Below are 21,207 nucleotides of genomic sequence, written 5' to 3'. Positions count from 1 at the left end.
CCGACCGAGGTCGCTTACGTCTGCCCCATGCATTCTGACGTGCGTCAATCTGGGCCCGGCGACTGTCCCAAATGCGGGATGCACCTTGTGCCCGAGGGCGAGGTGGATGCGCATGCGCATCACCACCATTCCGCGCATCATGGCGCGACGGACGAGAACGGTGAATATGACATCGTTCCGACAGGCTATGACGGACCCGTATATACCTGCCCGATGCATCCGCAGGTGCGGCAAACCCATCCCGGGTCCTGTCCACTCTGCGGCATGGGGTTGGAGCTGGAAAGCGCGGCGATGGTGGACGAGGGGCCGAACCCGGAACTGGTGGATTTCACCCGGCGCCTATGGGTAGGTGCGATTCTGACGCTTCCACTTTTGGTTTTCACGATGGGCCCCTACGTTGGGCTGTCTGGTGTGCGAGAGATTTTTGGTGAGCGAACAACCCTATGGATTGAACTGATACTTGGCACTCCGGTTGTTCTTTGGTGCGGTTGGCCATTTCTGGAACGAGGGTGGAATTCGTTTCGCACCATGAACCTGAACATGTTCTCGTTGATTGCCATGGGGGTTTCGGCCGCGTGGCTGTTCAGCGTTGTCGCCGTATTGATGCCCCACATATTTCCGGACGGTTTTCGAGATTCAGAAGGCCATGTTGGGGTCTATTTCGAAGCGGCCGCAGTTATCGTTACACTTGTTCTGCTCGGGCAGGTGATGGAACTGCGGGCACGCGAAGGCACAGGAAAGGCAATCCGCGCTTTGCTGGACATGGCCGCAAAGACCGCCCGCATTATCCGCCCTGACAGCAGTGAAGAGGAAATTCCGCTTGAAGAAGTACAGGTAGGTGACCGCCTTCGCGTACGCCCCGGCGACAAGGTGCCAGTAGACGGCATTGTACTCGAAGGGCGCTCATCTGTTGACGAAAGCATGATCTCTGGCGAACCGGTTCCGGTCGAAAAGGTACAAGGCGAGCCGGTCACAGGGGCCACAATCAACGGCACCGGTAGCCTTGTGATCGAAGCAACCCGAGTGGGCTCTGACACAATGCTGTCCCAGATTGTCGAAATGGTGGCCAACGCGCAACGCTCGCGCGCACCAATTCAGAAATACGCTGACAAAGTGGCGGGCTGGTTTGTACCGGCGGTCATAAGTATAGCTGCGCTGGCCTTTATTGCATGGGCAATTTGGGGACCGGCTCCGGCGCTCTCCTACGCCTTGATCGCAGCGGTGTCGGTACTGATCATAGCTTGCCCGTGCGCGCTTGGCCTGGCCACTCCGATGTCGATCATGACGGCCACGGGGCGCGGGGCGCAGGCCGGAGTGCTGATCAAAAATGCCGAAGCGCTGGAGCGGTTCGAGAAGATCGATACTTTGATCGTCGACAAAACTGGCACGCTGACCATGGGCAAGCCAAAGCTTGTGGCTGTATTACCCGAACCTGGCCATGACGAGGTCGAGGTGCTGCGGCTGGCCGCAACGCTGGAGAAGGGCTCGGAGCACCCGTTAGCTGAGGCAATCGTCACAGGAGCCGAGGAACGTGGCGTAGCCCTGTCCGACGCCAGTGACTTCGAGGCGGTGACTGGTAAAGGCGTGAAAGGCACGGTGGATGGCCGCCCCGTCGCGCTCGGCAATCTGAAACTGGTCACCGATCTCGGACTCGAGGCGGCCGAACTGACGGCCAAGGCCAATGCGCGTCGGGATGACGGCGAAACGGTGATGTTCGTGATGCTTGATGGTTCAGTGGCGGGGTTGGTCTGCGTCGCCGACCCGGTCAAGGAAACAACACCAGCCGCACTCAAGGCGCTGCACGAACTGGGTTTCCGGATCATCATGGCGACTGGCGACAACGAACGCACTGCAAAGGCGGTGGCCGAACGTCTGGGTATCGATGAGATTCGAGCCGACGTACTGCCCGAGGACAAGGCCCGCATAATTCGCGAACTGCAGGAGAAAGGCGCAAAGGTCGCCATGGCGGGTGACGGAGTGAACGACGCACCCGCGTTAGCGCAGTCCGATGTGGGCATCGCCATGGGGACCGGTGCCGACGTGGCGATCGAAAGTGCAGGCTTCACGCTGGTCAACGGAAGCCTTGATGGCATCGTGCGCGCCCGTAGGCTGGCCCGCGCTACCATGCGCAATATCCGGCAAAACCTATTCTTTGCCCTGATCTACAACGCCTCGGGCGTTCCGGTGGCGGCGGGTCTTCTGTTCCCGCTTTTCGGCATCCTGATCAGCCCGATGTTTGCGGCCTTCGCTATGAGTGCTTCATCGATTTCAGTGGTGTTGAATGCGCTGCGATTGCGGGGGGCGAAGATTTGAGCACGCACGAGCATAGTACCCACGGCGCCAGTGGCGCGCTGAAGCCCGGATCAATCTCGCTGACCGGAGCCGTCGCCATGGGGACCGGCGTGATGATTGGCGCTGGGATCTTTGCACTTACCGGACAGATCGCCGGGCTGGCGGGGCCATGGTTTCCGCTGTCCTTCGTGGTCGGGGCCGTGGTGACGGTTTTCAGCGCCTATACCTATATCGCCATGTCCAACGCCTGGCCCTCATCAGGCGGCATCGCCATGATCCTGACCAAGGCATATGGGCCCGGGGCGGTTGCGGCGGCGGCCTCGCTGCTGATGGCACTGTCGATGGTGATCAACGAAAGCCTCGTCGCGCGTACTTTCGCGACCTATGCGCTCCGCCCGTTCAACATCGAGAGCGGACCGCTGGTGTCTTTGGTCGCTGTTGCGCTGATCGTCTTTGCCTATGCGGTGAACCGGTCGGGCAACCGGTCGGTGGGGTTGTGGTCGATCATCATGTCGGCGCTCAAGATAGGCGGGATCGCAATATTCGGCATCGCCGCACTTTGGGCTGCGGGCGGAACCTGGCAGGTTCAGGGCTCGGAACCGGCCGCGCCGCTGGGGTTCGTCGCCTCGGTAGCCCTGTCGATCCTCGCCTTCAAGGGCTTTACCACCATCACCAACAGCGGGGCCGAGATCGTCGACCCGCACCGCAATGTCGGGCGCACCATCATGATCTCGATCGCGATCTGCGCGGTGGTCTACCTGCTGGTCGCCCTTGCCGTCGGTGTCAGCCTGCCGCCCGAGCAAATCCGCGCGGCGCAGGACTATGCCCTGGCCGAGGCTGCCAGGCCGGTGCTGGGGCAGGGCGGGTTCTATCTGACCGTGGCGCTGGCGATGGTGGCGACGGCCTCGGGGCTGATCGCCAGCGTTTTCGCTGTGTCCCGGATGCTGGCGATGCTGACCGACATGAAGATGATCCCGCACAGCCATTTCGGCATGACGGGCAGCATCCAGTCTCACACGCTGATCTACACGGTCGTGATTGCGGGCCTGCTTGCGGTGTTGTTCGACCTGTCTCGCATCGCCTCGTTGGGGGCGTTCTTTTACCTGGTGATGGACATGGCGGTGCATTGGGGTGTCTGGCGACGCTTGCGCGGTCAGATCAAAGCCCGTGGATGGGTCTTGCTGACCGCCCTGGCGCTGGACTGCGTAGTCCTGACCGCGTTCACAATACTCAAGCTGCGCTCCGACCCGATGATCGTAGTATATGCCGTTGCTGGCATCGGCTTGGTCTTCGTCTATGAGCGCATCTTTCTCAAACAATGGATCATCGAAAAGGAGACAAATCAGCTATGACCCAATCAAATTTCGACGAAACCCGCGCCACACAGGAGACGACCGAAAGGGTCAGCTCTGACGTAACGGCCGAAGCGCCCAAAACCGAAGATCAGACGGCCAACGGTGCCAAGCGTAATTGGCTCCCGGTTGTCATTGCGATCGCGTTGGGCGCCGCTGTTCTGGGCTGGGAATACCGCGAGACACTCTATCCTTTGCTCAGTTCTCCGTTGCTGTTCTTGCTGGTCTGCGTGGGCATGCATTTCTTAATGCATCGCGGCCACGGCAAACACTGAGAACGGCGCCCTGTATGGCTGGCGGCTTTGCGGCAAGAACACTGCGCAACAAGGAGCAGCAACGGCCAACTGATCAGAACAAATTTGTAACCCAATAAGGAAGGGAAATTGCCATGTTAGCAAATCCAATTCGGAGAGCAGCAACTGAACTGCACCTGACGGCCGGTGCACTAACTGTAAAGGCATTGCACGGTGACACCGACGAAGATCACTCTGATGAATAGGGAATGGGGCATCGCGGTGAAGAAGAGGACCAAGGCGACTGATCCACCTCGTCCGAGTCCTATCATTCGATGAACCCGTCCTGACGCACAGGAGGAACAATATGTCTGAATTTTCTGAAAGACAGGCACCTTCAGAGCCTGAAACTCGGCGCGATTTCTTATACTTCGTCACCGGCGGTGCCGCCATCGTGGCCACGGGCGCGGCGGTCTGGCCACTTGTTAACAGCATGAACCCCAGTGCAGACATCTCCGCCCAAGCCGTTGTCGACATAGATCTTGAAGGTGTCGGACCAGGAACGAGGATCACTGTTAAATGGAAAGGCAAGCCGATCTTTATCGACCACCGGACTAAAGAGCGGATCGCGCTGGCGATAGCAGAAGACGATGCACCAATGATCGACCCGCAACCTGACGCCGAGCGCGTACAGCGACCGGAATGGCTGGTAGTTATTGGCGTTTGCACCCATCTGGGATGCATACCACTCGGGCAGGGCGGCAGCGAACCCACCGGAGACTGGGACGGTTGGTTCTGTCCGTGTCACGGTTCACATTACGACACGTCTGGCAGAATTCGGAAAGGCCCCGCGCCCCGCAACCTCGATCTGCCCCCTTACGAGTTCGTCACCGACACACGGGTCAAAATTGGGTGACGGCGCGGTGAACTTTGTTCAGAGGCGCGTGCCTCACCAAGTTCGTTTGTCAGTCCTCGAATATCCCTCGATCAGCGCCGCGATGCTATGTGGCGGAATTCGACATGTACCCCGCTTTCTGGAGTTTTCGAGAAGAGACCTCGCCGTCATGTTCTGAACGGAACAATTCTAATCGCTGCGCTCAACGTTTTCTGCTTCGCCCATGTTTAGACATGCCATCTTGCCTTTTGACAGGATCGCATCTGAATTGCGGGTTGAGAGGAAACGCTTTGGTCCTGAACAAGGTGCTATTTCAACCCCGTGTCAGCCGCGCGGCGATCGCGACCTGTCCCAGCGCGGCCAGGATCGCAGCGATGAACACGGCTTCGATGGCGATCATGCTGACCACCACACCGCCCACAAGCGGCGCCAGCGCCGCCGGGGCCGCAAAGCTGTTGAACCACGCGGAATAGGCCGGGCGGCGGTCGTCGGGCGAGATCTCCAGCAAATAGCCGAGATAGCCGATGGTCACCCCGTTCATCATCGCGCCGATCAGGAAGAACAGCACCGCGAAACCGGTCAGCCCCGAACCCGTGACCACAAGCAGCAAAACCAGCACCGGAGGTCCGAGACGCACCAGTGCCACTATCCCCAGCAGGCGCAATTTGCCCGCCTGGTCTCCGATGTGGCCCCAGAGCGGATTCGAGGCCAGCGCGCCGACAGTCTGCGCCGCCAACAGCGTTCCGACATCCGCCGCCCCGAGGCCGCTGCGGCTGGCGGCAACGACATAGAACGGCAACGCCATCAGCGTCGCTGCACCAAGCCATTGGAAGATCAGGAACAGCCGGAACCGGTGGTCCTGCCGCAGCGTCGAGAAACCTTCGCGCAGAAATCCAGACAGATTGGCAGGACGGTCCCGTGGCGCCCTTGCAGCGGTAGCGGGCTCACCCGCGGAGACAAAAAGCGTCGCAGAGACGATCATCAGCACCGCGCCGAGCCAGAAGATCAGCGCATAGGCCCTGAGCGGCGGCATCACGTCGAGCGCGTGTCGCAGAAAGCCCGCCACCAGAACCGCCAGAACACCGCCGCCGAAAAAGCGCCAGGCCAACATCCGGCTGCGGCGCTCGGACGGGATCGCCCGGCCGACGATGTCGTTGTAGGGCACCGCGACCACGCCGCTGACAAAGGCATAGACCGTCCACAATCCCAGCATCCCGAGCGCCAGCGGAACCGGAGGCCAATCGACCTGAGGCCAGTCGGCCCCCCACCACAGAAGAATACCGATCATCGCGACCGTGATCGCCCGCCCATAGGCACCAAGGGCGTAGAACGGCATCCGCCGATCGGTGCGCTCGGCGAGGTAGCCCACCGCGAACTGGGGCAGCAGCCAACCAAGACGCAGGACCGTGCTGGCATAGCCCACGGCCAGCGCGCTACCGGTCAGCATATGCACCAGACTGGCCACCACCGTCGCGCTGTCCACCGCCGCCGACCCGCCCTGAAACACCGCACCAGCACCGGCGATGCGCCAAAATCTCGTGTCTTCGGGATTACGCCTTGCCATTCGCCGCCTCTGCCTCCGCCCGGGCGCGGCGGATGTCGATGCCGCTCTGCCACAACACCGTCAGGCCGATCCCGACCACCAGAAGGATCGTCAGCACATAGTTGAACAGGATCATCAGAAGGGCGGTTTCGTCCGGAACGCCAAGCACCTTGAGCGCGAACCCCGCCCCAAAGACAAAGCTCGCCGGGATGCGCACGAAACGACCCAGAACCATGGCGAACCCGGCAAACACCATCAGGAACAGGTAATCCCACGCGCTCAGCACCACGCCAACCGCCAGCCCGGCCCACAGGAAATGGGTTGTCGCCACCAGCTTACCCGCAATGGCTGCGGCAATGGCGGCGACGCGGCGGGCCCGTGCCTGTGGCCAGACGATCCCTTCACCGAGCGCGGTGCGCAGATACGCGCCATCGGCCCCGATGCGGGCGGCAGCCCAGTCGAAGAGTCGGCAGACCAGAGGGTCCTCGCTCAGAAGTGACGCGCGGAACCGGAACAGAACCCAAAGCAGGCTGCCGAAAAGCATCAGGTTCAACAGGCCCGCAACGCTCAATCCCAGCCGCAGGTCACCCTCGATCTGTGGAATCTGGCCGGCGGCGGCCACCGCTCCGGCAAAAAGGGCGAAAACGACGCCGTCGAGGAACCGGGCGATGATCGCGGTTGCAAGCACGGTCGCCATCTTCAAGCGGTCGAGCCGGGCAACCAGCCAGGCCCGGACCAGCGGGCTGATGCCGAGCGGGACAAGGACATTTGCGCCATAACCTGCCAGTAGCGCCCCCGTCAGCCGCAGGGTGCCGACGGGTTTCACGTCGAACAGGATCTGCCGCCACTTCCAGCCGCTCATCAGCTGCTCCAGCAGGATGGTGGCGGCAAGAATCGCGATCCAGAACATGTTGGCTCCGCGCAGGCCCTGCAGAAACAGCGCAAAATCGAGGCTGCCGTAGAGCGCAAACACCAGATAGAGCGCCAGGGCGGAGCCGAATATCGGCAGCAGCCACCGTTTCAGGAAGGTCCGCATTTGACATCCTCGCAACTACCAAGACCTCAATGTTTTAACCTCCGTATCATGATACGGTGTCAAGATGACGGTGACGGAGGGAGACCGCGATGCAACCACTCAAGATCGGCCAGGCCGCGCGCGAGACCGGGATAGGCGTCGAGACGATCAGATTTTATGAAAAGAAGGGCCTTGTCACTCAGCCGCCGCGCCCAATTGACGGCGGCGCGCGGGACTATGGTGGTGACACGCTTTGGCGGCTGAAATTCATATCCGGCGCTAAGAAGCTCGGATTTTCGCTGGCAGAAATCGCGGAAATTTTGGAGTTGCGCACGGCACCAAATACCGAGTGCGTCGCGATGCAGGCCAGAGCGCGCAAAAAGCGGGACGAAATTCAGGAACGGATCGAAGGGCTTGCACGGTTGAGGAACAATCTGGACGAGCTGATCGCGGCGTGTCCGGGGCGTGGTGGAATTCAGAACTGTTCGATCGTGGGCGCCATAGAACGCAGCAGTGAGAAATAGGCGCAATTCCGGCCTTGAACGGAGGGTAGCGGCGTTGCTTGCGAACCGGGTTATTGCCAAGCAGGACCCAGAACGGCAGGTGCAGCGAAAAAAGGAGAGCGAGGGTTCCGCTTCCGAGCAGAGTTTGCGCCAGATCATTGTGAGAAATCCCTGCGTCGCCCAGAAAGCCATATCTGATGAGTGTCGGAGGGTGACGGACAAGTCGGCCCTGTAAATGCGGTCCAGCTTTTATCCTACCGGTGCGATTTTATATCGGTTTAAGACAAGTTTACCCAAGAGGGAACATGACAATGAATAACCTGAGCCGCCGCCGCTTGATGCAAGGAGCCGCGGCAATTGCGTGCAGCGCGGCGCTTCCCGCCTTCGCGAAAACCGGTCCCTCAATCCATGTCCTGAAGGATCCGAATTGTGGGTGCTGCGGATCGTGGATCAAAATCATGCGGGCGGAAGGTTTTGAAGTAGGCGTGGAAAACAGTGCTTGGGAGGCCTTGAACGCTTACAAAACCGCCAATGGGATTCCGGAGGGCATGATGTCATGCCACACGGGTCGCGTGGAGGGCTACATGATCGAAGGACACGTCCCATCCGCTGACATTCGGCGCCTGCTGGGCGAACGCCCGAATGCTGTCGGACTGTCGGTTCCGGGAATGCCTTTCGGCTCACCGGGCATGGGGCCGGAAAGTGAACGCGAAGCCTTCGACGTCTTTCTGATCCGCAAGGATGGAACCACAGAGGTGTTCGCCAGCTACCCGGCCGCATAATTTCCCGATGGCGCTGGCAAGATCCTGACAAACACGGCGCTCGCTTCTGCTGCCTGGTTTACGTGACATTCTTCACGGCAAACCAGTTGATCCGTGACTTCACGCCTGCCTTGTCCTACCGGGCAAGTTCCAGCCTACGGTGAAAAAATACCTGCGTCCGCAAAGCCTGATGACCGGCTTTGCGGACAAAACCGACATCCCGGTCGCCGTATCAACCGCAGCATTTGTCGCCCGCCTGAATTGGCGGGCATGGGGCCGATCCGTAGGAACAGTAGACGCAGCAATCGCCGGGAAGTGGCTTCAGGACTTTTCCGCAAGATGTGCATTCGTAGAACCACTGGCACGCGTCTGTTGGCATCGTTTCAGGCCTTGAATGTCCACATTCCGGGCAGATGATCGTGCTGACAAGGTTCGGGTGCTTTTCACTCATGGCGTCACATCAAGGTTATCAGGAAATCATTTATTCGGATTTCGTTGAGCACGATAACCCAAGCGATGGCCGTCAACGCAAAACTGCCTGTCAGCCACCATTTGAAGCGGTCGAGCGAACCACGGCGATACGCGACGATGCCAGAGAGAAACAGCAGGGCCGTCGAACCGCCGAGCACGTAATAACTCGCGGCGGCGATCTTGCCGAATACGGCCAGCCAGCTCCCTCCCAAGCCAAGCAAAATCAAGGCCATCGGCAAGATGCAGCAGGTCGCAACGCCAAGTGCGGTAAACGATCCAAGAAAGCTTGCGCCAACAAACTTGCTCATGGTCAGCTTTCTCCGGCTTTGACGAACTCGAGCGGAAGCCGGTTCGACTTCCTCGATTTTTGCTTCGCGCGGTATGTGAAATTCGACATCATGACCGACAACATGCACCCTGTAGTAGCTACAGGTTCAAGGGAAAGGTCATCACATGATTGCGATTGGCGAAGCGGCGAGATTGACCGGTCTGTCGGTCGAGACGATCCGCTACTACGAACGGGAAGGCATAGTCGAGAAAGCCGGTCGAACCGCCTCGGGACGCCGCGCATACACGGAACGGGAAATCTCCGAGCTCAGATTCATCAAACGCTGCCGCGATCTTGGCTTTACCATTCAGGGTGCATGCGCACTTCGCGAATTGTCCAAAGCGCCCGAGCAAGCTTGTCGTGACGTCGAAGACGTCGCAACAAGACATCTCGACAACGTCAGGTCAAAAATCGCCGCCCTCCAACGGTTGGAGCAAGCACTGGCAGAACTTGTGCAGACCTGCACCGAGGGTACGGCCTCATGCCCCCTGCTAACGGCGTTGCTCAACGAGCCTATCGCCAAAGAAAAAATAAACGACACCTAATTGCAACGCCCGGAAAGGATCGAATCTGGCCAACTCAGTTTGCGGAAAGACTACAATGCGGCTCAAATCCGGCTCGCTCATCATTACCCACCCCATGCCCGAACTCTCTGCCTGTCCTCATCGCAGGCGAGAGTGACATTCCTGAATTGCTCATGGGTGACATTTGAGCTTTGCGGCTACAGATTGCGGAAGCATAAGTGAAATTATGTGAAACTTGCCCCTGCTCACAATTTTGCAAATCAAGCGGTGCACGTGGGCCGAACTCAGAGATGCCTGATCCACACGCATTGATCCCGGTTGGGTCCAAGTTCTTCGAGGATCCTTTCAGCATCCAGATTGAAGTCTTTGGCAATTTCCTGGACCTGAACCGCCTGAAAGCTATCCAAGTTCCGCACCGTTCGACCATCTTCAAAGGTGATCAACTCGTGTGATCTTCCAGACCAACGCACGATCCCGCCGCAAAGGGTCTGTCCTTCAACATCCGCAAGTTCGGCGACCGGGTCGGCAAAGAAATCGGTCCATTTAAGAATACCTGTGCTGACAGCTCTCGCCACTGCTTGTTCCGTTGTCCGGCACTTGAGTTTTGTGACGATCGAAGACGTCAAAGCATGCACCATCCTGGAGGAGAGCCCCGTCTGGCCAGCAACTACGGATGGGATCAATCCTGATGCGAGCATCTTCAGAACATCCATCTCCTGATCGGACAACGCATCCGTAGGAAAGTTGAAAACTGTATCAATCACATCGAGCGCGAGTAGATGCAGGACCTGCGCTTCGTGGCGAAGGGCAGGGAGCATACTCCCGACCAAGGCGTCCCAGTCGGATCGGCGCAGGTTGGAGGTAACCGTAAAGACACCACGCTCCCCAAACGGATTGATAACCGGAATGGATAGTCCGTGCTGACCCACACCAAATTTTCTCGCTGCATCGAATAGCGGTGCGTGTTCACGCTGATCATCAAACACAGCCCAATCAATTGGTGCGATCATTGCGGCGCCAAACCGGATGAGGGGATCGACCAGGACCATGTCGTTGTCGACGTAGTGCCTGACCCATTCGGCCGGGAACGTGGTGCAGCCGTGGACAACGTTGTGATGCTTGTCGATATGGGCGTAGGACGCATTCTCCAGTCCGAACCTCGAACAAATTTCCTGAAGGCGCGCCTCCCCGGTCTGCCTGAAATCCAGTTCAGAATTGCCAATGTCCGCGATTTTCATAGATCGTCTTTCTGTTCCGCGTTGCCGTCGAGGCCGCTTAGCAACCTAAAGCTGAACAAACCACTCGGGAATTCCCGTAGCCAATCATGCATTTGAATACAGTTCTGTTCTGGAGGCGGAAACGGAGCGAAAACCTGCCGATGAGACACATGAATTGGAGAAGCTGGCGGCTCATAACCCGGCACGGCTAAAACCCGCTGCAGTGATCTTGCGGAAGCCCGTCTTCCTCCTCTCGGGCTCTACGCGCCAAAAGCCCCATGAAACTGGAAATCAGGTTCAGTTCACCGCGCTCATCTGCGTGCACCATACCGCGCAGATATCCGCCCGGATTAACCACTGGCGGCAACCGTGGATCGCTCAGCCTCGCGTCTGTGATCAACCCGGCCAGGATTGCACCCATCACGGTCAATCGGTCAATCGCCGTACGCCAAGCCGAGGCATTGGCGCCGATCTCCGACAATCGCGACCAAACGCCGGTCTCAATCGCGTAGAGCGACGGGCTGGAATTCTGATCTCCGCCACCCGCGATATCGATATGCATGCGCAGCTCGGGTGAGGCCAGTTCATATAGGATGCGGTTATTCACCCGCGGTAGTTTTTGGGCCTTGCGCGATGCCGTATCTGTCGGATGATTGCTTTCTAAGCAATGCGGAGGGCCGTCAGGCCCGGAGCCGGAACAATCTGGTTCCGAGGCTTTTGCCGAGGACATTGAACTCTCGCCATCGGCGTTACAGGACAGAATTGTTTCTTCAATTTGGTCTTGTATATGGCACCCGAAACAAGCTTCGGGTTCACCCGAAATTTCACCGGGTTTTGCGACATGCTCTTCGATCCGGCTCCAAAGGTCGTAAGCCGCCTGAACATGTAGCTTGAGCGCCTCCAGCGTCATGTATTTCAACTTGTCGGCGCGCGGCCAGGATCGAAGTTCCTCCTTCATGCCTTCCAGACTTTCAGGAGGGCAGGGGAGTAAGAGAAGCACGGCCAGACTATGTTTCACATATCGGTAAAGCCGTGATCGATCCCCGCGCAGCTCGTCCTGTTCTTTCTTCTCGGCCTTGCTGCGCACGTCCGCGTCGCGCATCTCGGGAATGAGGTTCAGGGCAGGGGTCAGGAAGAGTCCAAGCTTCTTGCGCTTACAGCGCGCGCCATTTGCGCCAAGCCTGCGTTCGATCAGACCAATCCTTTCCAGCTCACGTTCGTGATTGTGGATTGTCCGATCTGTCACGCCTCGCCCGGCAATGAGGGTTTCCTGGCGCGCGTAGCAAAAGGGTTCCTGAGACGGGTCTCGAAAAGCACATGGCGTAATCATATCGATGATGATCTCTAAGGTGCGAATACACTGGGCTGATGCGCCTCTGATCTGCGCATATCCCACGCAGAGCTGACGTAACCTGTCACGGTTCCAGCCCTCAGGAAGGCCGTTGTGAAAGCGAATATTATCGTGGTGATGGGCGGATGCGATCTGCCGAAAGCTCATGGATTTGGCCTCATTTGGCAAAGGTCAGTGTTGATATCGCGGCTTCGCGGGGCAGGGTGTTCGGAATGGTTCAACGGTCTCATGGTCTGCTTCTCATTGGGGAAGCAAGGCGGCTCGAACCTCAGCAAAAAGACACAGAAAAACCGTTCGCACAGATGCGTTTGTCCTTGTCAGTAATTTTGGAGTTTCCTATAAATCAGGTGATCAAACGTGACTTAAGAAGATCCCCGCTGAGGCCCCGCCTTGCGGGGGTTTTTGTTTCTGGGATTAAGTTTTTCCTCCGGGCCAATCGGCCTGGTTTAAAAATGCAGCTGGCGATTTTTGGTGGCATAGCCAGGAGCAACGCGTTGTACCGCAGGTCAGCACCTCAATATCGGATGAGTTCGTAGTCGCTGAACCCGAATGTGTCGGTCCACTCGACGCCAACGCCGCGGAAGTAGCTGGGAGGTTCACAGCGATTGCCCAGTGGCAGCCAGTAAGGGATTGGGGCAGGAGCGCGCTCGGACCAGCGAAAATTCGTATTATCGTCGTAGGTGCCAACCACAAGATCAAGCGAACGCTCGCAATCTCCCTCCCTTGAACGACGGCGATAGCTGTAGTGGCGCACATCCCAAACCCTGATGGATCTCACAACGTCGAAATCGGAAGAAGAAAGATCGACGCTGATCGGGGTGGCTTGGAAACCGTCACCGTATTGGCCGTGATGTGCATCGATCCTTCCTATCGAGATCGCTGCGTCTACCAGTATTGGCTTAGCGGTGTCATCCGATGGAAGCTCTGGAACTGGGCTAGCACTGGTGCGCTTGATGGCTTCCAACCGTTCCATAGGACCCAAGTCCGAGGGGCTGTGTGACGTATTCATCGGACAGCGCCAGAGTTGAAGCGGCGGTTCGACCGGGTAGGGTGTGATGCGCCGAATGAACTCCGCCTTGGCTGCGACGCAATCAGCCGAACTTGGCCAACCCCCGGCGAGGCAAAGGAATATGGCACAGTCAATTGGATAGGCACGAGCCTGCGTGGCTGGCAGTGCAGCGAGTGCAACTGCAAGGGCCTTCGCGCGAGTTCGATTTCCGGATTTTGAGTGTTTCAAGATGGTCTCTCCTGCTTGCGAATCGCCTAAGCAATATCCGGCCAATATATTTCTGACAATCCAATATCGTATATTGGCGGGTTTTCTTATATTGACGTAGATTGTGTTTTAGTCCACAACTTTTGGATGTAGAAGACGGCCCATAGGGGGTCGTCATGGCGGACAACAAGAGACAATACACTGTGGTAACCATCGAGATGGTCCGGGGCCTGAAAGAGGATCAGGTTCCCTTTACATGCCGCTACGAATTTATCGGACTCGCTTCCCTTGGACGACCTAAGTACCACTGCATTTACAGCTCGCCGAACTATGTCGGGGCCTTGTGCAAGTCGAAGATCTCTCGAGCGGGCGCTGAGCCCAGAGAGTTCGATCTTTGGCCGGGCCTCTTCAAGCATCATCAGGAATTTGGTGATGGGCGCATTCTCTGCGTCAAATCAGACTATACGATCGAGTCGATTACCCCAGAGGGTCTCGAAGCAGCTCAGGCCCTGGACGCGAAATCCAAAACCTGATCGGTCACGTTCGAGAACCCGGCTCATCAAAATGCTGGGGCAGGGCGCATGAAACGGCTCTTGTTTCTCAGCGCTGCACTCGCGTCCTTGTTCATTGCTGCAGTTTGGATTGAACCAGCTAGGAAAACAAAGACTCTCGGCGCATCCGAGGTGATTGCCGTTGACGGTGACACGATCGACCATGGTGACGACCGATACCGGCTTATTGGGTTTGATACGCCTGAGACATTCCGGGCTCAGTGCGATGCTGAGAGAGCTTTGGGTCTACGAGCCAAGGACCGGCTGACGGAGCTCATCAACTTCGCGGGCGTAATTGAACTTGAGATTGAGCTGCACTTTGACGTCCACGATCGCTTCTTGGCGCTTGGGCGCGTGTCTGGACAGAACGTCGGGGCCATCCTGATTTCTGAAGGTCTGGCGCGCCCGTACTCGGGTGGCAAGCGCCAGTCCTGGTGCGGCTGAAAGAAAGGATAAAACAACGATTTATGACAGCAGAGAGAAACGACTAAGCAATAAGCAGTCCTGCCGATTGCGCCAACAATCGACAGGACAAGAAACGCCCTTAATCCATCCGGGCATTCCTCCAACATCAAGAGAGAACTGTACTATGGTAAAAACAGTAGTCCGAGATGCCGGTCCTAGATTGGGCAGCACCGCGACAGAGTCAATGGGTGCAAACCTAGACAACGCGTCTGCACCTCCGATCCCTTAGCGCTGTCTGACGATTGAGGCGCGCGGGACATCCGAACGTTCCAGCCAAAACATCTGACTAAGAGATCCGAACCAGACATTGGTCTTTTGCGGCGCCACTGAAGGTTCAGTGCTGTGTCCCAGCACCCGATTCCCCACCGCTCAGATGACCTGAAGTCGACCCCATAATAGTAATTATGTAAAAACTACTGACCTAATTTGGAGGACAAATTAGTGACCAGCTCCATCAAAAGCTTCACCGATAACAGATGTCGGATCAACGCCGTTTGGCCGTTGTTGGCGTTCTTGACGGCGACTTTCGGAACGGATGTCTGTGCCCAGGTCATTGAATACGAACCTGATGGAAGCGTGTATCTAAACGGCATTCGCGCAGAAATCGTTGATGGCGTCGTTCGTCCAATCCGGATGCGTGAATACACGCTTAATGAAAAGCCGGAAGCACCAACCCCCAAACCGCAGGCAAAGATCGAGATTGCGGGCAAAGCACCGCGGCCTCGCAGATCCTCGGGCGGCTGGTCGCAAGAGCGGATCGTCAAAGAAATCCATGCAGCGGCAAAACGGCACGACATTCCGGCCGAGTTGTTCATGGCACTGGTCTGGCAGGAAAGCCGGTATCGCGCTGATGCTCTGTCGCCCAAGGGTGCCTATGGCTTCGCACAGCTCATGCCCGGAACGGCGAAAGACCTGGGCGTGAACCCAAAGAACCCTGCAGAAAATCTCGACGGTGGTGCCCGCTATTTGGCGGCGCAGTACCGCGAGTTCGGAACCTGGAAGCTGGCGCTTGCCGCCTACAACGCCGGGCCTCACCGCGTCGTCGAATACGGCGGCGTCCCCCCCTTCACCGAAACCCGCAACTACGTGCGGATCATCCTAAGCAAAGTGAGTAAAGACCTATGAAAAGAACCCACTTCTACCAGCAGATGGCGTTTTTCGCGATCACTGCGTTCATCATCACCGCAGCGCCCGCCTCCGCTGGCTGGCTGCAAGATGCCATTGGCGATTTCATCAACGAAACACTGGCCGACTCGAAGGTCGTTGGCGTCAGCCTTGCCGCTGTCGGCTTCATCTGGGGCTGTCTCGCCTATGTGTTCGGCTGGGGTTCGTTGAAAGGCCCGGTAATCGCTATCGTCGTCGGCGCTGTTATCGGCCTCGCTGATACATTCATCGGAGGCTGATTGATGCCGCGCCGCAATACGGTCTTTCGCGGCCTGAGCCGCCCCGCAGAATGGGGCGGCCTACCCGTGATCTATCTGCTGGTGATCCTCGGGATGACCATGCTTTCGTTCTTCATGTTCGGGATAGCGCCAGCAATCATTGCGGGTTTTGTTTTCTACACCGGGCTTCGCCTCTTTTACGAATGGGAACCGGCTTTCTTCCGCGTCCTGTCCGTAACCCTTTCCAAAACTCCGCGCACCAAAAACCGCCAGCATCATGGGGGAGATTACTATAGTGCCTAAGCCTGCTGCACAGGATTTGTGGACCCTTGCCCGCTCGTTGATCGAGCCGAGCTGGCGCAAGGATGAAATGAGCCTCTTTCAGATGTTGCCTTATGGCTATGTCGTGGACGATGAGGTTATTTCCACACGCAACGGTGGCCTTATCGCCGCTGCAGAAATCACCGGAATCAATGCAAACACGCTGGACGAAAACGAGTTCGAGTTCCTGGCCGAACGGTTTGAGCGTGTGTTGCGCACAACACCCAATGAGGTGGCATTCTACGTTCATCGACTGACCGTCCCGGCTGAGACGGGTCATGTCATCACAGATCCAACCGGCTTTGCCGGTGCAGTGGCACAGGCCATGCGCTCAGCTTCCGTCGATGCAGAGCTGAAAGAACGCAAGATCATCATCAGCGCCATTCTGCAAAAGCGGCAGGATGAGCGGGCAAAACAGATGTTCGGCATGTCGTCTGGAACGATAGACGAGGAACGCCGCGAAATGATCGAACAGCTCGACGGTGTTTTCACAACACTGGCGGGCACGCTGGGCGAAAGCCGGGTGCGCCGGCTGAAGCTCAGCGAGGGGCGTTGGCTCGGCTATTATGGAATGCTGTTGAACGGTCGGTATCAGCCGATCATTCACACGAACATTGCAGAACCCATCGCCTTCAACATGCCGCAAGAGGATGTGCTGTTTCAGGGCAAGACCGGCAAACTGGTCACGGGCGACGATCAGGAACGCTCCATCCGTGTCTATTCCCTGAAGAATTACCCGATGGCTTCGTTCCCCGGCATTTTCGACGGGCTGGACCTGCCGGTTGATGTTGTGATTTCGCAATCCTTCCTGCCGATCAGCCGCGCCCAGGCGCAGGAAATGGAACGCCGCAAGTCGGGACAAATGCGCTCGGCAGGCGACAAAGCGAAGTCGCTTGAAGAAGATTTGTCCATTCTGGCGGACGGCATTGCCTCCGGCACCATGTCACTCGGCAAGCACCACCTGTCGATCTGTGTGTTTGGGAACGAGGAAGATCTGAAAACCGCCGAAAAACACATCATCGGTGAAATCCAGATTTCGGGCGGCACGGTCAAACGCGAAGCGATGTCGGCGCGGTCGGTGTACTTCGCGCAGCACCCCGGCAACTTCGCATTCCGTCCTCGTGAAGAACTGATCACGGACCAGAACTTTGCGGACATGGTTGCGTTCCACATGCGCCCTAAAGGGTTGGATGCGGAAAAGCTGCCCTGGCCGGGGCCATTGGCGACTTTGCCGACAACGCACGGGGACAGCTACGATGTTTCGCTGCACCTTCCCAAGACCAGCAAAGACGCTGAAAACCTGCCCTCCGGCCACACAATCGTTCTGGGGCCGAACGGATCGGGTAAAACTGTGACCGCGATGCTGCTGGCGACAACGGCGGTTGCACAGGGCGCGCGGATCATCGCTTTTGACAAAGACCGGGCGATGGAGGCCCCCATGCGTGCGCTCGGCGCACAGTACACCCGCGTCCGAGTTGGTGAACCAACCGGCATGAACCCGTTTCAGACCGAGACGGATGAGGCTGGGCAAAGCTGGCTCGCCAATTGGGTCATTGCCCTGTTGAGCTATGACGAACCACTGACCACCGATCAAAAGGATGAAATCACGCGGGCTTGCCAAGCGAATGCCACTTTGCCGCCTGCGCTTCAGAACTTCGATTCATTGGTGGAACGGTTCAGAGCCTTTGACGATGACAAGAACCTGTACAAGCGTGCAAGTGAATGGGCTGGCGAAGGCCGCTTGTCCTGGATGTTTGGCGAGGGTGGCTCAGATCCGTTTGCTGCTGGCGCCCGTCATCTTGTTTTCGACATTTCCGAGGTTCTGGATGACGAGTTGGTGCGGCTGGCATGGATCAGCTACGTCATGCGCCAGATCGAACGCCGCTGCGCCACCAAGATACCCACTGTCTTTGTGATTGATGAAGCATGGGTAATTGCTGGCAACCCTTATGGCGCTGGCATTCTCATAAATGCCTACACCACGTATCGGAAGCTGAACGTCATGATGATGATGATGACGCAGATCCCCGATCACCTCCTGTCGTCGGCGGCAAGTAAGTCGATCCTGGAAAACACCAGCACGCAGCTCTTGTTCCCCTCTCGATCCGGCAATGAAGCAGACTACCGGGCAATCGGCTTGAACGATTCAGAGCTGGCCGCGCTGAGGGCGCATTTTGGCGACCGCGTAATGCTCATGAAAAAGGGTGATGAGAGTGTTTGGCTCGATGTCGATGTCGGCGCTCTCGGCCCGCTTCTCCGTGTTCTGAGCGGATCAGACGGAAAATCGTTCCCTGATCCTGACTGGCGAAAAAACCCCAACTTCTGGAAGGAAATCACATGAAAACCCGCCTTGTAATCGCCCTTGTAGTTCTGGCCGCTGTCTCAGCCTGCACCAGCACCTATTCGGGCTATCGCAGCAAATGCGCCTGCGACTTTGAGCGCATGACCCCCCCTGAAAACTTGGAGCTTGTCTGATGAATATTTCAAAGAAATTCCGCACAACCATTGCTGTTTCAGTTCTGGCCGCCCTGCCCGTCATGGCATCGGCCCAGGGTGTTCCGGTGGTGGACTCTGCATCCATCACGCAGGACGCCGCCAATTCGGCCAAAGAAATCGCTGAAATGGTCCGCCAGTACGAGCAATTGCTGGAACAGTACGAGAAACTGGAACAACAGCGGGCATTGCTCGAAAACTCCTTCAAAACCATCAGCGGTTTGACAGATCTGGATGAGTTCAACAGCCGCAGCTTTTTGAAACTGGCGACTGCTGCTGACACGCTCGGCTACGCACTGGATGCAGCGGAGGGCGGTATCTCCGGCCTGCCCGATGTCGCTGCGCAGGCAATGGAACGTCGATCAATCAACCTCGGCCTGAACGATGGCATCTTGTCCGACTTCAGCGGATCGGATGTGCAGGCTCGCCGCATCCTGTCTGAGCGTGGTGGTGCGGGCCTGATGGCGTCGGCGTTGGGTGAGAATGGCTATGACATGGCCGGTCAGCTCTCCGAAGATGCTGAAAAACTGCGCGGTGAAATCGGTCAGCAAGAAGATCTGAAGGATGCAATCGACTATAACACGGCGGTTCTCCTGAAACTCCTGCAAGTTGAAATTGAAATCTTGCGCGCAACCTCGGCTAATGCTCTGGCGTCGGGCACGGATCTGGCTGCAACCGCTGCTGATCTTTCGACACTCAGCAACTATGTACGAGGAACCTCACAATGAAACTCCGCTCAACTCTCATCCTGACCATTGCAGCCGCCGTCGTTATGTCGGGTGCTGCATCGGCACAGGTGAAGCTGCGCCCGTCACCCAAGGTCGATATGCCGTTCGATGAATATCGTAAGTGCCTTGGGTACTCGGGCGCGAGTGAGTACGGTCGTCAATTCGTCAAAGACGATCAAGCGCGCATGGCCGAAGCGGGCCAATCCGCAGACAAGCAGCCTCTTGTGACCAACTGGTCGGTGGTGATCCTGAATGAACAGGTCATAGCAGCGCACGAGGCCACCATCGAGCAATGTAATCTGCGCAAGTCTGGCGAGACCTACAGCACCGAATGTCCGCTGGGTGGTTTGAGCCGTGAGGACGCGGCCCAAAAGGTCGGAGCTGACCAAGACGAGTTTTGGACCCAACCGTCCGACAATCTTGCCGCGCTTAAAAAAGAGCAACGGACCCGTCTGGAAGCTCTGCGCCCTGCAATTGAGGAGGCTTGTGGGCCGTGATCCAAGATTTCGTCAGCTCGATTGAGGCTGCGCTTAATAACTTCTCGCAGCAAGCATACAACAGCCTGGCGGCGGATCTTGCATCCGCCCTCTGGGCAATAGCCGCGCTGATCTTCGTGGCAATGCTGATCAACGGTGTGCTTCAAATCCGGGAAATCGGGTTTGGTGGCTATGTCGGCTGGATCATTCGGGCGACGATCATCATTGGTATGGCTTCCAGCTGGAGCTTCTTTCAGCCCATTTATCAGGGCATTTCGAGCCTCCCAGACACGATTGCCGGAGAATTGACCGGCACAACAAATGTCTGGGAAGCACTCGATGACATTGCGCTTCAGTGTTTCTTGATGGGCCAGCAGGCCATTGAAAACGCGACCTGGGGCCTGAGCATCACCGGGGCTATTCTCTGGGTTGTTGGGGCTGTCATCGTAGCTTTTGGCACCGGCATGGCGCTGATCGCAAAAGGCGGTCTGGCGGTCCTGCTGGGACTAGCGCCTGTTTTCATCGCAACGCTGCTCAGCTCAGCAACAGCCAATATCTTCGCAGCCTGGGCGAAAACGACTGTTGGCCTGATCATGGTCATCGTCGTTCTGACAGGTATTGTTTCTCTTATTCAGGCCCTTTTCAGCTCAGAACTGACCGCTGTTGAGGATGTGAACAATATGGAGGCCAGTGGCCGGTTTTTGGCGATCTGCATTGTGTCAATCGTGATGCTCACGCAGATCCCATCGCTCGCGGGCGGAATGTCGGGTGCAATCGTTTCGGCATCCTCGGGTCTTGCCGTGGCAACTGGTGCCGTCGCTGCCGCAAGAAGTGCATTGGGCACTGCAAGCGACGGCGCAAGGGGTGCAGTAGCCGGTGGGAAAACCGCCGCCGCGATGGCCTCCGCAGCCCGCGATGGGACAGGTGTTCGTGACAGCGCCTCGCGCGCGATGCAAGCGCGTCGGGACATTGCACACAGAGCCCGCAATCAGGATGGGGCGGCTCGACAGAGCTACGCCGCTGACCGTTACCGGCAGAGCATTCGACAAGCTCGCGTCAATAAATCTTCCTAAATCGAGGTATTGAGCTG

At 57.6% G+C, this 21,207-nt stretch carries 24 protein-coding genes; 17 read left to right on the top strand and 7 right to left on the bottom strand.

Translation table 11 applies throughout. From position 1 onward, the window contains the following. Positions 1 to 27 precede the first annotated feature (27 nt). The 4 genes from ACR3FB_RS23500 (at position 28) to petA (ending at position 4,793) form a co-directional block, all read left to right on the top strand. The gene (locus ACR3FB_RS23500) at positions 28 to 2,313 is read left to right on the top strand and encodes a copper-transporting P-type ATPase (RefSeq protein WP_170418025.1); all 2,286 of its coding nucleotides are present in this window, start codon (positions 28 to 30) and stop codon (positions 2,311 to 2,313) included. Then, a complete protein-coding gene (locus ACR3FB_RS23495) occupies positions 2,310 to 3,644 on the top strand; it encodes an APC family permease (RefSeq protein WP_255612171.1) in 1,335 nt (444 codons plus the stop codon). Before ACR3FB_RS23500 ends, ACR3FB_RS23495 begins: the two co-directional genes overlap by 4 nt. Next, positions 3,641 to 3,919 carry a DUF2933 domain-containing protein gene (locus ACR3FB_RS23490; protein WP_170417934.1) on the top strand — a complete coding sequence of 93 codons (279 nt, stop codon included), beginning with the start codon at positions 3,641 to 3,643 and terminating at the stop codon, positions 3,917 to 3,919. Before ACR3FB_RS23495 ends, ACR3FB_RS23490 begins: the two co-directional genes overlap by 4 nt. 325 nt (positions 3,920 to 4,244) lie before the next feature. Further along, entirely contained in the window at positions 4,245 to 4,793 is a 549-nt protein-coding gene (gene petA / locus ACR3FB_RS23485) for a ubiquinol-cytochrome c reductase iron-sulfur subunit (RefSeq protein WP_050605700.1), read from the top strand. Between the two features lie 292 nt (positions 4,794 to 5,085). Here petA and ACR3FB_RS23480 read toward each other — a convergent pair whose 3' ends face one another. Next, positions 5,086 to 6,336 carry an MFS transporter gene (locus ACR3FB_RS23480; RefSeq protein WP_170417937.1) on the bottom strand — a complete coding sequence of 417 codons (1,251 nt, stop codon included), beginning with the start codon at positions 6,334 to 6,336 and terminating at the stop codon, positions 5,086 to 5,088. Beyond that, entirely contained in the window at positions 6,323 to 7,351 is a 1,029-nt protein-coding gene (locus ACR3FB_RS23475) for a lysylphosphatidylglycerol synthase domain-containing protein (protein WP_170417940.1), read from the bottom strand. The genes ACR3FB_RS23480 and ACR3FB_RS23475 overlap by 14 nt, the downstream gene beginning before the upstream one ends. An 89-nt stretch (positions 7,352 to 7,440) precedes the next feature. Here ACR3FB_RS23475 and ACR3FB_RS23470 point away from each other — a divergent pair, with 89 nt between their 5' ends. Further along, positions 7,441 to 7,854: a heavy metal-responsive transcriptional regulator gene (locus ACR3FB_RS23470; RefSeq protein ID WP_170417943.1), complete on the top strand. Its 414-nt coding sequence runs from the start codon at positions 7,441 to 7,443 to the stop codon at positions 7,852 to 7,854. 284 nt (positions 7,855 to 8,138) lie between these two features. Next, the gene (locus tag ACR3FB_RS23465) at positions 8,139 to 8,615 is read left to right on the top strand and encodes a DUF411 domain-containing protein (protein ID WP_170417950.1); all 477 of its coding nucleotides are present in this window, start codon (positions 8,139 to 8,141) and stop codon (positions 8,613 to 8,615) included. A gap of 211 nt (positions 8,616 to 8,826) precedes the next feature. On the opposite strand, the gene ACR3FB_RS23460 is transcribed toward ACR3FB_RS23465, so the two are convergent. Next, on the bottom strand, positions 8,827 to 9,045 hold the full coding sequence (locus tag ACR3FB_RS23460) for a GDCCVxC domain-containing (seleno)protein (RefSeq protein WP_237215937.1): 219 nt from the start codon (positions 9,043 to 9,045) through the stop codon (positions 8,827 to 8,829). A 4-nt stretch (positions 9,046 to 9,049) separates the two neighbouring features. Continuing rightward, entirely contained in the window at positions 9,050 to 9,373 is a 324-nt protein-coding gene (locus ACR3FB_RS23455; RefSeq protein ID WP_170418031.1) for a hypothetical protein, read from the bottom strand. 145 nt (positions 9,374 to 9,518) lie between these two features. Here ACR3FB_RS23455 and ACR3FB_RS23450 point away from each other — a divergent pair, with 145 nt between their 5' ends. Further along, the gene (locus ACR3FB_RS23450; protein ID WP_170417953.1) at positions 9,519 to 9,938 is read left to right on the top strand and encodes a MerR family transcriptional regulator; all 420 of its coding nucleotides are present in this window, start codon (positions 9,519 to 9,521) and stop codon (positions 9,936 to 9,938) included. 263 nt (positions 9,939 to 10,201) lie between these two features. Here the strand turns inward: ACR3FB_RS23450 and ACR3FB_RS23445 are convergent, their stop codons facing one another. From ACR3FB_RS23445 to ACR3FB_RS23435, 3 genes are all read right to left on the bottom strand, one after another. After that, a complete protein-coding gene (locus ACR3FB_RS23445; RefSeq protein ID WP_170417956.1) occupies positions 10,202 to 11,155 on the bottom strand; it encodes a LuxR family transcriptional regulator in 954 nt (317 codons plus the stop codon). A 187-nt stretch (positions 11,156 to 11,342) separates the two neighbouring features. Further along, the gene (locus ACR3FB_RS23440; RefSeq protein WP_170417959.1) at positions 11,343 to 12,632 is read right to left on the bottom strand and encodes a helix-turn-helix domain-containing protein; all 1,290 of its coding nucleotides are present in this window, start codon (positions 12,630 to 12,632) and stop codon (positions 11,343 to 11,345) included. Positions 12,633 to 12,999: 367 nt separating this feature from the next. After that, on the bottom strand, positions 13,000 to 13,458 hold the full coding sequence (locus ACR3FB_RS23435) for a hypothetical protein (RefSeq protein WP_170624892.1): 459 nt from the start codon (positions 13,456 to 13,458) through the stop codon (positions 13,000 to 13,002). A gap of 419 nt (positions 13,459 to 13,877) precedes the next feature. Between ACR3FB_RS23435 and ACR3FB_RS23430 the strand changes: the two genes are divergently transcribed. The 10 genes from ACR3FB_RS23430 (at position 13,878) to ACR3FB_RS23385 (ending at position 21,190) form a co-directional block, all read left to right on the top strand. Continuing rightward, positions 13,878 to 14,234: a hypothetical protein gene (locus ACR3FB_RS23430; protein ID WP_142638830.1), complete on the top strand. Its 357-nt coding sequence runs from the start codon at positions 13,878 to 13,880 to the stop codon at positions 14,232 to 14,234. Between the two features lie 48 nt (positions 14,235 to 14,282). Further along, positions 14,283 to 14,696 carry a thermonuclease family protein gene (locus tag ACR3FB_RS23425; RefSeq protein ID WP_170417964.1) on the top strand — a complete coding sequence of 138 codons (414 nt, stop codon included), beginning with the start codon at positions 14,283 to 14,285 and terminating at the stop codon, positions 14,694 to 14,696. Positions 14,697 to 15,158: 462 nt separating this feature from the next. Then, positions 15,159 to 15,842, top strand: coding sequence for a lytic transglycosylase domain-containing protein (locus tag ACR3FB_RS23420; protein WP_331252774.1), 684 nt, complete (start codon positions 15,159 to 15,161; stop codon positions 15,840 to 15,842). Further along, on the top strand, positions 15,839 to 16,120 hold the full coding sequence (locus ACR3FB_RS23415; RefSeq protein ID WP_152460685.1) for an HAD family hydrolase: 282 nt from the start codon (positions 15,839 to 15,841) through the stop codon (positions 16,118 to 16,120). Before ACR3FB_RS23420 ends, ACR3FB_RS23415 begins: the two co-directional genes overlap by 4 nt. Before the next feature lie 3 nt (positions 16,121 to 16,123). Then, the gene (locus ACR3FB_RS23410) at positions 16,124 to 16,402 is read left to right on the top strand and encodes a VirB3 family type IV secretion system protein (RefSeq protein ID WP_152460684.1); all 279 of its coding nucleotides are present in this window, start codon (positions 16,124 to 16,126) and stop codon (positions 16,400 to 16,402) included. Next, complete coding sequence (locus ACR3FB_RS23405; protein ID WP_170417967.1) at positions 16,395 to 18,761, top strand: VirB4 family type IV secretion/conjugal transfer ATPase; 2,367 nt, start codon at positions 16,395 to 16,397, stop codon at positions 18,759 to 18,761. The genes ACR3FB_RS23410 and ACR3FB_RS23405 overlap by 8 nt, the downstream gene beginning before the upstream one ends. Beyond that, complete coding sequence (locus ACR3FB_RS23400; RefSeq protein WP_170417970.1) at positions 18,758 to 18,895, top strand: hypothetical protein; 138 nt, start codon at positions 18,758 to 18,760, stop codon at positions 18,893 to 18,895. Before ACR3FB_RS23405 ends, ACR3FB_RS23400 begins: the two co-directional genes overlap by 4 nt. After that, complete coding sequence (locus ACR3FB_RS23395) at positions 18,895 to 19,641, top strand: type IV secretion system protein (RefSeq protein ID WP_170417973.1); 747 nt, start codon at positions 18,895 to 18,897, stop codon at positions 19,639 to 19,641. The genes ACR3FB_RS23400 and ACR3FB_RS23395 overlap by 1 nt, the downstream gene beginning before the upstream one ends. After that, on the top strand, positions 19,638 to 20,138 hold the full coding sequence (locus ACR3FB_RS23390; protein WP_170417977.1) for a hypothetical protein: 501 nt from the start codon (positions 19,638 to 19,640) through the stop codon (positions 20,136 to 20,138). Before ACR3FB_RS23395 ends, ACR3FB_RS23390 begins: the two co-directional genes overlap by 4 nt. Then, positions 20,135 to 21,190 (top strand): TrbL/VirB6 family protein, encoded by a 1,056-nt coding sequence (locus tag ACR3FB_RS23385; RefSeq protein WP_170417979.1) that lies wholly within the window; start codon positions 20,135 to 20,137, stop codon positions 21,188 to 21,190. Before ACR3FB_RS23390 ends, ACR3FB_RS23385 begins: the two co-directional genes overlap by 4 nt. The last annotated feature ends 17 nt before the right edge of the window (positions 21,191 to 21,207 follow it).

The organism is Ruegeria sp. AO1, from assembly GCF_056535985.1.
The sequence above is the reverse complement of the archived record's forward strand: the minus strand, read 5'-3'. Positions and strand labels throughout refer to the sequence as shown.

Bases quoted from the DNA above. Each gene is read 5' to 3' on its own strand.
- ACR3FB_RS23500 (WP_170418025.1), top strand. From the start codon at position 28: ATGCATTCTGACGTGCGTCAATCTGGGCCCGGCGACTGTCCCAAATGC.
- ACR3FB_RS23490 (WP_170417934.1), top strand. From the start codon at position 3,641: ATGACCCAATCAAATTTCGACGAAACCCGCGCCACACAGGAGACGACC.
- petA (WP_050605700.1), top strand. From the start codon at position 4,245: ATGTCTGAATTTTCTGAAAGACAGGCACCTTCAGAGCCTGAAACTCGG.
- ACR3FB_RS23480 (WP_170417937.1), bottom strand. From the start codon at position 6,336: ATGGCAAGGCGTAATCCCGAAGACACGAGATTTTGGCGCATCGCCGGT.
- ACR3FB_RS23475 (WP_170417940.1), bottom strand. From the start codon at position 7,351: ATGCGGACCTTCCTGAAACGGTGGCTGCTGCCGATATTCGGCTCCGCC.
- ACR3FB_RS23470 (WP_170417943.1), top strand. From the start codon at position 7,441: ATGCAACCACTCAAGATCGGCCAGGCCGCGCGCGAGACCGGGATAGGC.
- ACR3FB_RS23465 (WP_170417950.1), top strand. From the start codon at position 8,139: ATGACAATGAATAACCTGAGCCGCCGCCGCTTGATGCAAGGAGCCGCG.
- ACR3FB_RS23460 (WP_237215937.1), bottom strand. From the start codon at position 9,045: ATGAGTGAAAAGCACCCGAACCTTGTCAGCACGATCATCTGCCCGGAA.
- ACR3FB_RS23455 (WP_170418031.1), bottom strand. From the start codon at position 9,373: ATGAGCAAGTTTGTTGGCGCAAGCTTTCTTGGATCGTTTACCGCACTT.
- ACR3FB_RS23450 (WP_170417953.1), top strand. From the start codon at position 9,519: ATGATTGCGATTGGCGAAGCGGCGAGATTGACCGGTCTGTCGGTCGAG.
- ACR3FB_RS23445 (WP_170417956.1), bottom strand. From the start codon at position 11,155: ATGAAAATCGCGGACATTGGCAATTCTGAACTGGATTTCAGGCAGACC.
- ACR3FB_RS23440 (WP_170417959.1), bottom strand. From the start codon at position 12,632: ATGAGCTTTCGGCAGATCGCATCCGCCCATCACCACGATAATATTCGC.
- ACR3FB_RS23435 (WP_170624892.1), bottom strand. From the start codon at position 13,458: ATGGAACGGTTGGAAGCCATCAAGCGCACCAGTGCTAGCCCAGTTCCA.
- ACR3FB_RS23430 (WP_142638830.1), top strand. From the start codon at position 13,878: ATGGCGGACAACAAGAGACAATACACTGTGGTAACCATCGAGATGGTC.
- ACR3FB_RS23425 (WP_170417964.1), top strand. From the start codon at position 14,283: ATGAAACGGCTCTTGTTTCTCAGCGCTGCACTCGCGTCCTTGTTCATT.
- ACR3FB_RS23415 (WP_152460685.1), top strand. From the start codon at position 15,839: ATGAAAAGAACCCACTTCTACCAGCAGATGGCGTTTTTCGCGATCACT.
- ACR3FB_RS23410 (WP_152460684.1), top strand. From the start codon at position 16,124: ATGCCGCGCCGCAATACGGTCTTTCGCGGCCTGAGCCGCCCCGCAGAA.
- ACR3FB_RS23400 (WP_170417970.1), top strand. From the start codon at position 18,758: ATGAAAACCCGCCTTGTAATCGCCCTTGTAGTTCTGGCCGCTGTCTCA.
- ACR3FB_RS23395 (WP_170417973.1), top strand. From the start codon at position 18,895: ATGAATATTTCAAAGAAATTCCGCACAACCATTGCTGTTTCAGTTCTG.
- ACR3FB_RS23390 (WP_170417977.1), top strand. From the start codon at position 19,638: ATGAAACTCCGCTCAACTCTCATCCTGACCATTGCAGCCGCCGTCGTT.